Source organism: Sphingomonas larreae, from assembly GCF_051400595.1.
Taxonomy (GTDB): domain Bacteria; phylum Pseudomonadota; class Alphaproteobacteria; order Sphingomonadales; family Sphingomonadaceae; genus Sphingomonas.
The window spans coordinates 474,627-486,998 of sequence record NZ_JBLFFI010000002.1 but is presented as its reverse complement, the minus strand read 5'-3'; the positions used below and the strand labels follow the sequence as shown (position 1 = coordinate 486,998).

Here is a 12,372-nt window from a genome sequence, read left to right as displayed (position 1 = left end):
GGCCGACAGAGCTTTAACGGCTTCGACTCAAGCGCAGCCGTGCTGGAATAGTAGTCGTCGCATCATCAAGCGACGCTGACCATCGCCATGGCAGCGACGCCGACATTGCCGAGCGATGCCGCGATAACACTCGCGTCAGCGCGCGCGGCCGGGTCGATCGTGCCGTGCGGTCTCGCCGGACGGTTCGCGGCGCGGCGCAGCGAGCGGATCAGCGATGCTGCCTCGCTGGCTACCGCGTCCGGGCCATCGCTCGTGTCGAAGAGCGGCAGCAGCGGCGACGAGCGCTTCGTCAGTGAGGCGACCAGATCATGCGTGTCGCTGATAGCTGGCGCGTCGCGGAGCCCGAGCGCCGCGCGGACCAGGTCGGCCGCGTTGCCGTCATCATCGCCACTCGCGCCATCCGGCCGGCGCCGTGCTGTCATCTCGGCGACGGTCTCTCCCGCGATTGGCGGAGTGGAGTCAGCTGACTTGGTCTGAGGTCCGAGGATCGGGACGAGGGTGTCGTCTGCGCCGAAGGTTTGCTGACCTGCCGCCTGTGCCTCCCGTTCGGATGCGACGATCGCACGGGCAAGCTCGGCAACTTCGTCGGCGAGGGTGAGCGCCACGCTGCGATCACCGCGCATGATCGCTGCCAGCGCCTGCATCTTGAGCAGCCTTAACTTCTGTCGCAGCGCCTCCAGCGCGCGCACGGCCAGGTCGCTCCGTTTCGATTCGGCAAGCCGGGCAAGCCGAACCGCAACGTCCTGCATCACTTCCAAGCGGCGCTTCTCTGCTCTGTCGTCGTGCGCGGTGAGCGGTGTCTCGGTGGGTGCCACCCCGCTTGCCGCCAGCCGTGACGGTCGCGACGAGGATGCAAGCATCGTAGCGTAAGACGCGCGTCCCCCATCGCCGCGTGCAAAGGCGAAAGCCGCCGTGTCGCTATATTCCGGGATGTGTTGCGCGGGGCGGGCCGCGCTTACTGCTGTTACAATGCTCATGGCTGCTCCCCGATTCTTTAGTCCTCGACCACGACAAAGCGCTGGTCAGCGCGGAGGCTCGGTCGACGGACAACAGATCTGGACAGCGTCTCGCGAGGAACTCCGTGGCTTCCTGCTTTATAGAAGCTTCTTCGCGCCCCGCCCCGGCCACGGCCTGCGCGATTCCCCGGAATGACTGCGCTGCCGCTAGAATGAGTAAATTGGTCCCGCGCGCCTTGTCGACCGCTTCGTCACCCGCTCAGCCGCGCGGACGCAGCCCCGCCATCAGCAGGCGCAACGCGTCATCCACCTGCTCACGCCGTTCCGCCGCATTGTTGTGCTTGAGCAGCAGGCCGCTCAGCATCCGCATCGCCAGCACCAGGTCGCGTGCGCCGAGTTCGGGCGCGAGCGCACCGTCGCGGTGCGCGCGGGCGGCGATCGGCTCAAACAGACGTTCCAGCCGGCGTCGCAGCCCGTCGAACACGGTGCGGTCAGCGCCGGCGCGCGGCATGTCGAGCGCAAGTCGTGCGAAAAGCGTCGCGGCGTCGGCACCCTCCAAGACCACATGCGCCAGCGCGGCCTGAAGCGGCAGCGCAGGATCGAGCCGCGCCTGCATCCGCTCCACTTCCTGCTCGAACACCGCCAGGGCGAGCGCCATGCGATCCTTGAAGTTGCGGTAGAAGGTGCCACGCCCCACCCCGGCGGCATCGGCGATGTCCTCCAGCGGCACGAAATAGCCCGAGCGCGCGAAGCACAGCCGCGCCGCCTCGATCAGCGCGTCGCGGCGCGCCTGCGCGTCGCGGCGCAGCGGGCGTGCTCCCGCTTGGCTGGTCTCGTCGCTCATCGCACCCTGTTAGTGGGTGAGCGCGGGCGGGGAAAGCATGGCCTAGCCACGGACGCGTGCCTCGCCTATCTGGCGCGCTTTCCCCATCACACAGGTTCTCCCCATGGGTTTCCGCTGCGGCATCGTGGGCCTGCCCAACGTCGGCAAGTCCACCCTCTTCAACGCGCTCACCGAGACGGCGGCGGCGCAGGCGGCCAATTATCCGTTCTGCACGATCGAGCCCAATGTGGGGAACGTCGGCGTGCCCGACCCGCGGCTCGCGGCGCTGGCGCAGATCGCGGGATCGGCCAAGGTGATCGAGACGCAGCTCGGCTTCGTCGACATCGCCGGGCTGGTGCGCGGCGCGAGCAAGGGCGAGGGACTGGGCAACCAGTTCCTCGGCAACATCCGCGAAGTCGATGCGATCGTTCACGTGCTGCGCTGCTTCGAGAACGACGACATTCAGCACGTCGACAATCGCGTCGATCCGATCGCCGATGCCGAGACGGTCGAGACCGAGCTGATGCTCTCGGACCTGGAAAGCCTTGAGAAGCGCGTCCCCAATCTTGCGAAGAAGGGCCAGCAGGGCGACAAGGAGGCCAAGCTTGCCGCGGTCGTGCTCGGCCGCGCGCTCGATCTGCTGCGCGACGGCAAGCCCGCGCGGCTGACCGAGACGAACGACGCCGAGGAGGCGCGCGTGCTCGATCAGGCGCAGCTGCTCACCGCCAAGCCGGTGCTGTACGTGTGCAACGTCAATGAGGAGCATGCCTCCGCGGGCAACGACTATTCCGCGCGGGTGTTCGCCAAGGCCGCGGCGGAAGGCGCACAGGCGGTGGTGGTGTCGGCCGCGATCGAGGCCGAGATCGCGACCATGCCCGCGAACGAGCGCGGCGAGTTTCTCTCCGAACTGGGCCTGGAGGAGACCGGGCTCGCGCGCGTGATCCGCGCCGGCTACGAATTGCTCCACTTGCTCACCTTCTTCACCGTCGGGCCCAAGGAAGCGCGCGCCTGGACCATCGAGGCGGGATCGAAGGCGCCGCAGGCCGCGGGCGCGATCCACTCCGATTTCGAGCGCGGTTTCATCCGGGCCGAGACGATCGCGTTCGACGATTACGTCGCCTGCAACGGTGAAGCGGGCGCGCGCGACGCGGGCAAGCTGCGGCAGGAGGGCAAGGAATATGTCGTCCATGACGGCGACGTGATGCTGTTCCGCTTCAACGTGTGACATCGCCGCGATCGGTTGCGCTGGTCGCGCTCGGTCTCGGGCTCGGCGCGGCGTTCCACGCCGCCGACTTTCTCCACCATGGCTGGTGGCCCTATCGCTTCGGGCCGTCGCCGCTGAACCTGTTCTGGAACGCGCTGCTGCCGCTGGACGTCGTCGTGATCGCGCTGCTGGCGTGGCACTGGCGGCTGGGGTTGCTCGCGGCGAGCCTGTTGATGGCGGCGGACGTTGCGGTAAACTTCTATGCTTGGCGCGCGCTCGGCTTCGAGGCTTTCGCATCGGCGGTGCCGTTGCAGGCCATGTTCGCGGTACTGGTCTGGGCCGTGACGTGGCGCTATCGTGCCGGCGGACCCTTTACCACCGGCTGATCGAGCAGATTGGCGTAGGGCGCGCTTGTCGGTGCGCCGGGCGCGTCGCGCGGCTCCATCCACTCGGCCTGATTGCCGGGAGCCGGAGTGATCTCCATCACGGGCGTCTTAGGAGCAGGGCCGGTCGCCTTCGGCACGGGCGCTGCCTGATTACCGCCGCCGTCGCCGCCCCCGCAGGCAGCGAGGAAGGGAAGAGCGAGATACGGAAGAAGGCGCATCATGCGACAAAGCGCGAGGCCCATGCACGTTCCCGCGGGCTGGCGTGAGTGCCGACGAGCGGGTAAGGCGCGCGCGTGCTCCGGCTGCTGATCTCGATCCTCGCGCTGTTGCTCGCCCTTCCGGCGAGCGCCGCCCCGGCGTGTCACGAGCCGGTGGCGGCAAGGGTGGCGACCGTTGCGGCGCCGATGCACCATCACGACCACCGACCCGCCACACCGACCGCGGTGATGCACGATTGCCTCGGCTGCATCCCGCCCGCGAACCTCGCGCCCTTCGTCGTGGCGGCGCGCCTGCGTCCGCTCGAGCGGCAGCGCCCGCCGATGCGCGCGAGTAGCACCGCGGGCGCGGCACTGAAGCCACTCTCTCCTCCTCCGCGCGCGGTGTGACCCGCCGAGGCGCCCGCCTCGGCCTGTCATCCTCGTCTCCCGGAGAGAAAACATGTTGCGCAATACCCTGCTCGCCGCAGTCGCGGCGGCCGCGCTGTGCCCCGCGCTCGCGTCGGCGCAGCACCACGACCACGACTCCGCTCCCCCGCCTGCCGCGCCATGCGCACCCGGCCCCATGACGGAGCAACACCACGGCATGGATCACGGCGCGATGCATTCCGGTACGCCACCAGCAGCCTGCGCCGGCGCGCCCGCCGATCAGGCCGGCATGACGGACGCGATGGCCGCCGTCACCGCGCCGCAGCGCTGGCGCGATGCCGCCGACGCCGCGCTGGCGCACGCACCGGAGGGAGCCGCTATGCCCGGCATGACGATGGGGACCGCAGCGGGCTGGTACACGCCCGGAAGCGGCACCGCGCGCAACCCCGCCGGGGAAGGACCGATGCGTGGCGCCATGCTCCACGCCGGCGACTGGATGCTGATGGTCCATGGTTATGCCTGGGCCCTGGCGACCGACCAGGGCGGTTTACGCGGCGGCGACGGCGGCTATGTTCAGTCGATGGCGATGGTGATGGCGGACAACGACCTGTCCGACCGGCTCCACCTCCAGCTACGTGCAATGGGTAGCCTGGAGCCGGCGATGGGCGCGCGCGGTTACCCCAATCTGTTCGCCACTGGCGAGACCGCGAACGGCGTCGCGCTGGTCGATCGCCAGCATCCGCACGACCTGTTCATGGAACTGGCCATGCGCGCCGATTATCGCCTCGGCGGTGACACCAGCCTGTTCGTCTATGCCGCGCCGGTCGGCGAGCCGGCGCTAGGACCGAGTGCGTTCATGCATCGCGCCTCGGCGCGTTACCAGCCGATGTCGCCGATCACGCACCATTGGTTCGACTCGACTCATATTACCTATGGGGTGCTCACCGCGGGCGTCGCCGCACCCACGGTGCAGCTCGAGGGTTCCTGGTTCAAGGGACGCGAGCCCGACGAGCGGCGCTGGGGCTTCGACCCGATCCGGCTCGACTCGTGGAGCGTGCGCGGCACCTGGACGCCCTCCCCCTTCGTCGCGGTGCAGCTAAGCCATGGCCGGCTGCGGACGCCGGAGGTGCTCCACCCCGGCGAGGACGAGAACCGCACCACCGCGAGCATGCAATATGCGCGTGCCGGCCTCGCCACCACGGTCGCCTGGTCGCGCAAGGACCGTCAGCCGGGCGACGTGCTCGACGCCTTCCTCGCCGAGGCTACCTACGAGCTGACGCCGCGGCATGCGGTATTCGCACGGGTGGAGAATGTCACCAACGACGAACTCTTTACCTACCACGACGACCCGCTGCACGATCGTCGCTTCCGCGTGACCAAGGCGGAGGCGGGCTATGCCTATCGCCTGCCGATCGCCGGGCCGCTCGGCGTCGCTCTGGGCGGAACGGTGGCGGCCTATGCCAAGGCCGACGCGCTCGATGCCGCTTACGGAGACTCGCCGGTGAGCTGGACGCTGTTCGCCAAGCTGGCGGTAGGACTGTGAGAGGCTGACCGCGTCCACGCTGGCGGATCGATGATTGGTTGAGCAGCGGCATGCAGCTTGGAAGCCCTCTCCTTTCGAGGAGGGGGCTTTTCGGCCAATCCGGTAGTCCGGAAACCGGTTAGCGATGGCAGCAGCATGAGCGCTTGCAAGGGCTACGGCGACGCGCCACTCGCCTCGCAGACTTCTCGCCGTCATGTCCACGGCGTAAGGCGCGCGGCATGACGTTTCGCTCGGTTCTGCCCGCCGCGCTACTCGCTCTCGGCGGGTGCGCTTATCCCTATACGCCTCGCGCGCTTCCGCCGGTTACCGCGGCCGTCCCCGCAACGGCCGCACCCGCGCGCCTCGCCGCCTCGGAGGCGCGCCCGCCCGTCACCATCCTCGTCTCGATCGACGGCTTCCGCCCCGATTACCTCGAGCGCGGCGTGACCCCGCGGCTCTCCGCGCTGGCAGCACGTGGGGTGAGCGCGGCCATGCGACCCTCCTTCCCCTCCAAGACCTTCCCCAATCATTGGACGCTCGTCACCGGGCTCGTTCCCGATCATCACGGCATCACCGCCAACTCGTTGGAAGATCCGGCGCGACCTGGCGAGACCTTCACCATGGCGAGCGACGATCCGTTCTGGTGGAAAGCGGCCGAACCCCTGTGGGTCACCGCCGAGCGCGCCGGCATCCCGACTGCGACGATGTTCTGGCCCGGCTCGAACGTCGCCTGGGGCGGTACGCGCGATCCCGCCAGACCGCGCGAGACCAGCGGCGGCACGCGCCCGCGCGACTGGCAGCAGTTCAATCAGGCAGTGAGTGACCGGCAGCGGGTCGACGCGGTGATCGACTGGATGCGGCGGCCCGCCGCGACCCGCCCGCGCTTCGTTACGCTTTACTTCGATGAGGTCGACACCGCCGGCCACGAATATGGCCCGGCCGATCAGCGCACGCTCGCGGCGGTGGCCGCGGCGGATGCGAGCATCGGACGCCTGGTCGACGACCTCGCCGCGCTGGGCCAGCCGGCCAATCTCGTCATCGTCGCCGATCATGGCATGGCGCCGATCGCACCCGAACGGCGCATCGTAATCGACTCGATCGTCTCCGCCAGCGACGCACGAGTGATCGAGAGCGGCCCCTATGCGACCTTCGCCCCTTTGCCCGGGCGCGACGCAGCGGTGGCGCGCGCGCTGCTGCGCCCGCACCCGCATATGACATGCTGGCGCAAGGAGGCGCTGCCGCCGCGCTTCCGCTATGGGCACAATTCGCGCGTGCCCGCCTTCCTCTGCCTGGCCGAGGACGGCGCCGCGGGCGGCTGGATCCTCGCCAAGAGCGCGACCGATGAGGCGACCGACGGCGGCGCGCATGGCTATGACAATGATTCGCCGGACATGCGGGCGCTGTTCATTGCCAACGGACCGGCCTTTGCCGCCGGCAAGCGGCTGCGGACCTTCGACAACACCGACGTGGCACCCTTACTGCGCGATCTGCTCGGCCTGCCGGGCGGCGTCGCGCTTGACGGCGATGATGCGCCGTTTCGTGGCGTCCTGCGCCGCTGACCCCCGCGCGAGAGGCTTGACCACCGACCGCGATCGTGGCGGCGTGCTGACGGAGAGAGGAGCGCGCCATGCAATATTTCGAGGACATCGCGGTCGGCGCGCTCGCGCGCTTCGGCGCGTATCATGTCAGCCGCGACGAGGTGATCGAGTTCGCGCGCAAGTATGATCCGCAGCCCTTCCACCTCTCGGACGAAGCGGCCGCGGCCACCCACTTCGGCCGGCTCGCGGCGAGTGGCTGGCACAGCTGCGCGATGGTGATGGCGATGCTGGTCGAGCATCTTCGTTCGGTCGAACAGGCCGGGCTCGGCTCACCCGGCATCGACGCATTGCGCTGGCTCACCCCCGTCTACCCCGGCGATACGCTGCGGTGCGAGACCGAGGTACTCGACAAGCGCGTCTCACGATCGCGACCCGAGATGGGGATCTTCAGAAGCCGGCTCACCGCCTTCAACCAGCACGATGTCGCCGTGCTGACGATGGTGTCCAACGCGCTGATCGCGACGCGGCCGGTTGGGTGAGCGAGCAGGTCCAGCGATTGCCGTGCTCCCGCGCACGCAGGAGCCTAGAATAATGAGTGGGGGCGCTCGCTGCACCGTGCTCCTGCGTGCGCAGGAGCACGGCTGAGCGCAGCGCTGCCCTCAGCTCACCTTGATCAGCGCTGGAGCGCAGCCACGCCCGGCAGCTCGCGGCCTTCCATCCACTCGAGGAACGCGCCGCCTGCGGTCGAAACGAAGCTGAACTGCTTCGCCACCCCGGCCTGGTTGAGCGCCGCGACCGTATCGCCGCCGCCCGCCACCGAGACCAAGCTGCCCTCCTTGGTCAGCGCCGCCGCGGTGCGCGCCAGCGCCACCGTCGCGGCATCGAACGGCGGCGTCTCGAACGCACCGAGCGGGCCATTCCATACGAGGGTGCGGCAGGTCTTGAGCACATCGCCCAGCGCCTCAACCGCAGCGGGCCCGACGTCGAGGATCATTTCGTCGGCGGCGACCTCGTGGACGTTGACGGTGCGCACCGGCGGGTTGGCGCGGAACTCGGTCGCCACCACGACGTCATAGGGCAGGTGGACGGTGCAGCCGGCGCGGTCGGCGGCGTCGAGGATCTCCTCGGCCGTGCCGGTGAGATCGTGCTCGCACAGGCTCTTGCCCACGTTCACGCCGCGCGCGGCGAGGAAGGTGTTGGCCATGCCGCCACCGATGATGAGATGATCGACCTTGCCGACGAGATGCTTGAGCACGTCGAGCTTGGTCGAGACCTTGGCGCCGCCGACCACCGCAGCGACGGGATGCTCGGGCGTGCCGAGCGCCTTCTGAAGCGCGTCCAGTTCGGCCTCCATCGCTCGCCCGGCGAAAGCCGGGAGCACCTGCGCCAGTCCGGCGGTCGAGGCGTGAGCACGATGCGCGGCGGAGAAGGCGTCGTTGACGAAGAGATCGCCGAGCGCAGCGATGCGGTCGATCGTCGCGCGATCGTTCTTCTCCTCACCGGCGAAGAAGCGCGTGTTCTCCAGCACCGCGATGTCGCCGGGCTGGAGCGTGGCAATCGATTCGGCGGCGCCTGCCCAGTCGACGAAGCGCACCGGGCGGCCGAGCACGCTCTCATACGGCTTGGTAATCTGCGCCAGGGAGAACTCGGGGGCGGGCTGCCCCTTGGGGCGGCCGAAATGCGCCAGGACGAGCACGATCGCGCCCTTGTCGGCCAGTTCGGCAACGGTCGCGACGGTGGCGCGCAGCCGCGTGTCGTCGGTGACGTGGCCGTCTTTGAAGGGGACGTTCAGATCCTCGCGGACGAGGACCCGCTTGCCGGCGACGTCGCCGATGTCGTCGAGCGTTCGAAAAGACTTGGCCATGGGTCCTCGATCCTGATCCTGTCACCGACGGCGATCGTGCCGCCCTGTATCACCATCGCGCAGGCGCCGCCGCGCCAGTCGGGCCTCATCGCTTCCTTGAGGCCGGGCGCGAGCGCTTCCATCCGCTGGCATGGATCGCACTCGCGCGTGACCTCGAGCAAAACGTCGGCACCGATGCGGAGCACCGCGCCCGCGCGCTGCGGCAGGTCGAGGTCGTCGACCAGCAGATTCGCCCGCCGCTCGGACCAGTCGATCGTATGACCGACCAGCCGCAACGCCGCCTCCCAGTCGCCGCGCTCGATCAGCGTGACCTGGCGCTTGTAGGGTTTGCCGCGCATCGCGCCGCGAAAGTCGCCCTGGACGCCGCGCGCGAGCGAAACCTCGACGCGCGCAACCGTCTCGACCGGTGCGCGCGAGCGGGCGTGGCGCGCGATGCCGAGCAGCACACCCGCCACGCCCGTGCTCGCCTCAGCCGAGCTTTGCCATCGCGGTCGCGGTGTCGACCATGCGATTGGAGAAGCCCCACTCATTGTCGTACCAGCTGACCACGCGCACCAACTTGCCGTCGATCACCGCGGTCTCGAGGCTGTCCACCGTGGACGAATATGGCGTGTGGACGATGTCGATCGAGACGAGCGGCTCGTCCGAATAATGCAGCACGCCCTTCATCGCGCCCTCGGCCGCGGCCTTGAGCAGCTGGTTGACCTCTTCCTTGCTGGTGTCGCGCTTCGGCGTGAAGGTGAGGTCAACGAGGCTGCCGTCGGGCACGGGCACGCGGATCGCGGAGCCGTCCAGCTTGCCCTTAAGCTCGGGCAGTACCTCGCCCACCGCGCGCGCCGCGCCGGTCGTCGTCGGGATGATGTTCATCGCCGCCGCGCGGGCGCGGCGCAGGTCGCTGTGGATCTGGTCGAGAATCTTCTGGTCGTTGGTATAAGCGTGGATCGTGGTCATCAAGCCGCGCTCGATCCCGATCGCGTCATTGAGCACCTTCGCGACCGGCGCGAGGCAGTTGGTGGTGCACGATGCGTTCGACACGATCGTGTGTCCGGCCTCGAGCTTGTCGTGGTTCACGCCGTAAACCACGGTGAGGTCGACGTTCTTGGCGGGCGCCGAGATCAGCACCTTCTTGGCGCCGGCGTCGATATGCTTCTGCGCGCTGGCGCGATCGGTGAAGAAGCCCGTGCACTCCAGCACGATGTCGACGCCCAGCTCCTTGTGCGGCAGGTTGGCGGGATCGCGCTCGGCGGTGACGCGGATACGCTTGCCGTCGATCACCATGTCCTGCCCGTCGGCCTCGACCGTGCCGGCATATTTGCCGTGGACGCTGTCGCGGCTGAACAGCCACGCGTTCGACTTGGTGTCGGCAAGATCGTTGATCGCCACCAGCTCTAGGTCGCTGCCACGCTCGATCAGCGCGCGCGCCACCAGCCGCCCGATCCGTCCGAAGCCGTTGATCGCTACCTTGGTCATGCGCCTGTCTCCGCCGTAAGTTCGGTGTCGCGCGGGTCTTTGCGCCGGACGGCGCGCGGCCGTCAACCGCTGCGGTGCATCCACTCGTCTCCGCGCCATCTTGTCGGCGCGCGCGCGCGATCCTATCGCGTCTCGTTATGGACAACCCAGCGATCGACCGGCTCGATGCCGCCATCACCCGCGTCGAACGCGTCTTGGAACAGCGCCTCGCCGCCGCCGCCACGCTCGCGCGCCGCCACGAAGCGCTTCGCGAGAAGATGGGCGAGGCGGTCGCCGCACTCGACGAGATCATCGCACGCGGGGGGCAGGACTGATGGCCCGCGTGACGCTCAAGATCGGCGAGACGAGCTACGACCTGGGCTGCGGTGACGGCGGCGAGGCGCGACTGATGCAGGCTGCCGCGCTGATCGACGAGCGCTGGGAGGACGCGCGCCGCGCCGCGGGCGCGGGCGGGGTCAATCGCACGATGCTGCTCGCCGCGCTGATGGTCGCGGACGCGCTGATCGAGGCGCGCGAGGCGCCCCCGCCCGAGACGCCGGAGGGGATCGCGCTCGATCGCCTGTCGGAACGGCTCGAGAAGCTCGCCGCGGCCCTTGAGCAGGCGCCGCCGACGTCCTAGATAGGGGTCGGCGGGTTCTGCCCGGTACGAGCTTATAAATATCCCTGAGGCTATTCATCTTCCATGGGGGTTGTCCCTGCCCGGATCCTGGTCCGACGTACATGATCCCCACCTGACGTACTGGGCGTCAGTGGATACATCGGCCAACGGCCACGGCGGTCCCGCCACCCGCTTTCCCCATGATCGATAAGCGCGCACTCCGTGCGGCGGCGCGCAGCGCACGCGACTCGTTCGTCGCGGCGGGTGCGCCAGCCCTTCCCTGCCCGCAGGAGTTCGTCGCGCTGCTCGCGCCCGGCCTCGTCGTCGCGAGCTACGCGCCGATCGGCAGCGAGGCCGATCCGGCCGCGCTGGAGGACGCCGCCCGCGCCGCCGGTTGCCGGCTCGCGCTGCCGCATGTGGTCGATCGCGCCACCCCGATCCGTTTCGTCGATTGGAACGCCGGCCACGCACTGGCGACCGGACCGTTCGGTCTGCGCCAGCCCGATGGTGCGCACGCCGAGGTCGTGCCCAACCTGGTGCTCACCCCGCTGGTGGCGTTCGACGCCGCGCTCAACCGCATCGGCCAGGGCGCGGGCCATTACGACCGCGCCTTCGCGGCCTATCCCGCGGCGCGGCGCATCGGTATCGCGTGGAGCGTGCAACAGCTCGACTCGATCACTCCAGACCCTTGGGACGCCCCGCTCGACGCGATCGTGACCGAGCGCGGCTGGATCGCGGGACCGTCGCGGTGACGCCGTCGTGGCGCAAGCCGGTGGGGATGCTCGCGATCCTGCTGCTGATCGCTTTGTGGTGCGTGGCGATCGCGTCGCTCTCCGGCGTGATCGGGCGCTGGCCTGCGCTGCTCCAGCTCGGCTTCTACCTCGTGACCGGCATCATCTGGATCACGCCGCTCAAGCCGCTGCTACGCTGGATGGAGACCGGTCGCTGGCGCTGAGGTGACGGCGAGTTTCGGACGTTTTCCTTCTCGCGCCTCTTCACGAAAGCGCCTCACTCCGATTCATTATCCGCCCGAAGGCGAGGTCACGGCGAAACTGCTCGAACTTCGTCATCCGGCCCTGAGCCCGGGTCCATGGCATCACAAAATAACGGCCTGGGCGTACGGGGCACGACGGATTCCGGGTAAGGCCCGAGAGAACCGAAGTGGTTTCTCAGGGAGCTCGCAACGGCGAGAACCCAGGTGCGCCGCCGTTCGGCCTTGGAGCTGAAATGTCCGCGCCTCTTGATCTCGCCCGCGCGTGAATGACGGCATCAGGTAGCGAGCGCACGGCTCGGCGCAACTCGGAAGACTTGTCAGAAAGACGCTGCCGCGCAGGATCAACACCACCAACCGTGGCGCGAGTGACGGGGCTCGAACCCGCGACCTCCGGCGTGACAGGCCGGCGCTCTAACCAACTGAGCTACACCCG

General features: G+C 68.8%; 16 protein-coding genes. 10 read left to right on the top strand and 6 right to left on the bottom strand.

Annotated features, from left to right (window positions below):
- Positions 1-65: 65 nt before the first annotated feature.
- Positions 66-815 carry a hypothetical protein gene (locus tag ACMGDM_RS10505; protein ID WP_436804072.1) on the bottom strand — a complete coding sequence of 250 codons (750 nt, stop codon included), beginning with the start codon at positions 813-815 and terminating at the stop codon, positions 66-68.
- A gap of 400 nt (positions 816-1,215) precedes the next feature.
- Positions 1,216-1,800: a TetR/AcrR family transcriptional regulator gene (locus tag ACMGDM_RS10500; protein WP_436804071.1), complete on the bottom strand. Its 585-nt coding sequence runs from the start codon at positions 1,798-1,800 to the stop codon at positions 1,216-1,218.
- A gap of 103 nt (positions 1,801-1,903) precedes the next feature.
- On the opposite strand from ACMGDM_RS10500, the gene ychF reads away from it, so the two are divergent.
- On the top strand, positions 1,904-3,004 hold the full coding sequence (gene ychF, locus ACMGDM_RS10495) for a redox-regulated ATPase YchF (protein WP_436804070.1): 1,101 nt from the start codon (positions 1,904-1,906) through the stop codon (positions 3,002-3,004).
- On the top strand, positions 3,001-3,369 hold the full coding sequence (locus ACMGDM_RS10490) for a hypothetical protein (RefSeq protein ID WP_436804069.1): 369 nt from the start codon (positions 3,001-3,003) through the stop codon (positions 3,367-3,369). The genes ychF and ACMGDM_RS10490 overlap by 4 nt, the downstream gene beginning before the upstream one ends.
- Here the strand turns inward: ACMGDM_RS10490 and ACMGDM_RS10485 are convergent.
- The gene (locus tag ACMGDM_RS10485) at positions 3,336-3,590 is read right to left on the bottom strand and encodes a hypothetical protein (protein ID WP_436804068.1); all 255 of its coding nucleotides are present in this window, start codon (positions 3,588-3,590) and stop codon (positions 3,336-3,338) included. The genes ACMGDM_RS10490 and ACMGDM_RS10485 overlap by 34 nt on opposite strands.
- A gap of 72 nt (positions 3,591-3,662) precedes the next feature.
- On the opposite strand from ACMGDM_RS10485, the gene ACMGDM_RS10480 reads away from it, so the two are divergent.
- The 4 genes from ACMGDM_RS10480 (at position 3,663) to ACMGDM_RS10465 (ending at position 7,552) form a co-directional block, all read left to right on the top strand.
- Positions 3,663-3,974 carry a hypothetical protein gene (locus ACMGDM_RS10480; protein ID WP_436804067.1) on the top strand — a complete coding sequence of 104 codons (312 nt, stop codon included), beginning with the start codon at positions 3,663-3,665 and terminating at the stop codon, positions 3,972-3,974.
- Positions 3,975-4,026: 52 nt separating this feature from the next.
- Positions 4,027-5,496 (top strand): hypothetical protein, encoded by a 1,470-nt coding sequence (locus ACMGDM_RS10475; RefSeq protein ID WP_436804066.1) that lies wholly within the window; start codon positions 4,027-4,029, stop codon positions 5,494-5,496.
- A 218-nt stretch (positions 5,497-5,714) separates the two neighbouring features.
- Positions 5,715-7,034, top strand: coding sequence for an alkaline phosphatase family protein (locus ACMGDM_RS10470; RefSeq protein ID WP_436804065.1), 1,320 nt, complete (start codon positions 5,715-5,717; stop codon positions 7,032-7,034).
- 68 nt (positions 7,035-7,102) lie between these two features.
- Complete coding sequence (locus tag ACMGDM_RS10465) at positions 7,103-7,552, top strand: MaoC family dehydratase (RefSeq protein ID WP_436804064.1); 450 nt, start codon at positions 7,103-7,105, stop codon at positions 7,550-7,552.
- A gap of 134 nt (positions 7,553-7,686) precedes the next feature.
- Here the strand turns inward: ACMGDM_RS10465 and ACMGDM_RS10460 are convergent, their stop codons facing one another.
- Genes ACMGDM_RS10460 through gap form a run of 3 tightly spaced genes read right to left on the bottom strand, consistent with a single transcriptional unit; the run spans position 7,687 to position 10,347 of the window.
- A complete protein-coding gene (locus ACMGDM_RS10460; RefSeq protein ID WP_436804063.1) occupies positions 7,687-8,877 on the bottom strand; it encodes a phosphoglycerate kinase in 1,191 nt (396 codons plus the stop codon).
- Positions 8,802-9,332: an MOSC domain-containing protein gene (locus ACMGDM_RS10455; RefSeq protein ID WP_436804062.1), complete on the bottom strand. Its 531-nt coding sequence runs from the start codon at positions 9,330-9,332 to the stop codon at positions 8,802-8,804. Before ACMGDM_RS10455 ends, ACMGDM_RS10460 begins: the two co-directional genes overlap by 76 nt.
- A gap of 13 nt (positions 9,333-9,345) precedes the next feature.
- Positions 9,346-10,347, bottom strand: coding sequence for a type I glyceraldehyde-3-phosphate dehydrogenase (gene gap / locus ACMGDM_RS10450; RefSeq protein ID WP_183920871.1), 1,002 nt, complete (start codon positions 10,345-10,347; stop codon positions 9,346-9,348).
- Between the two features lie 137 nt (positions 10,348-10,484).
- Between gap and ACMGDM_RS10445 the strand changes: the two genes are divergently transcribed.
- The 4 genes from ACMGDM_RS10445 (at position 10,485) to ACMGDM_RS10430 (ending at position 11,900) form a co-directional block, all read left to right on the top strand.
- Positions 10,485-10,661, top strand: coding sequence for a hypothetical protein (locus ACMGDM_RS10445; RefSeq protein ID WP_223010091.1), 177 nt, complete (start codon positions 10,485-10,487; stop codon positions 10,659-10,661).
- Positions 10,661-10,966, top strand: a complete 306-nt coding sequence (locus ACMGDM_RS10440) for a cell division protein ZapA (RefSeq protein ID WP_436804061.1) — start codon at positions 10,661-10,663, stop codon at positions 10,964-10,966. Before ACMGDM_RS10445 ends, ACMGDM_RS10440 begins: the two co-directional genes overlap by 1 nt.
- Before the next feature lie 179 nt (positions 10,967-11,145).
- The gene (locus ACMGDM_RS10435; protein ID WP_436804060.1) at positions 11,146-11,697 is read left to right on the top strand and encodes a 5-formyltetrahydrofolate cyclo-ligase; all 552 of its coding nucleotides are present in this window, start codon (positions 11,146-11,148) and stop codon (positions 11,695-11,697) included.
- Entirely contained in the window at positions 11,694-11,900 is a 207-nt protein-coding gene (locus tag ACMGDM_RS10430) for a DUF2842 domain-containing protein (RefSeq protein ID WP_436804059.1), read from the top strand. Before ACMGDM_RS10435 ends, ACMGDM_RS10430 begins: the two co-directional genes overlap by 4 nt.
- Positions 11,901-12,372 lie beyond the last annotated feature (472 nt).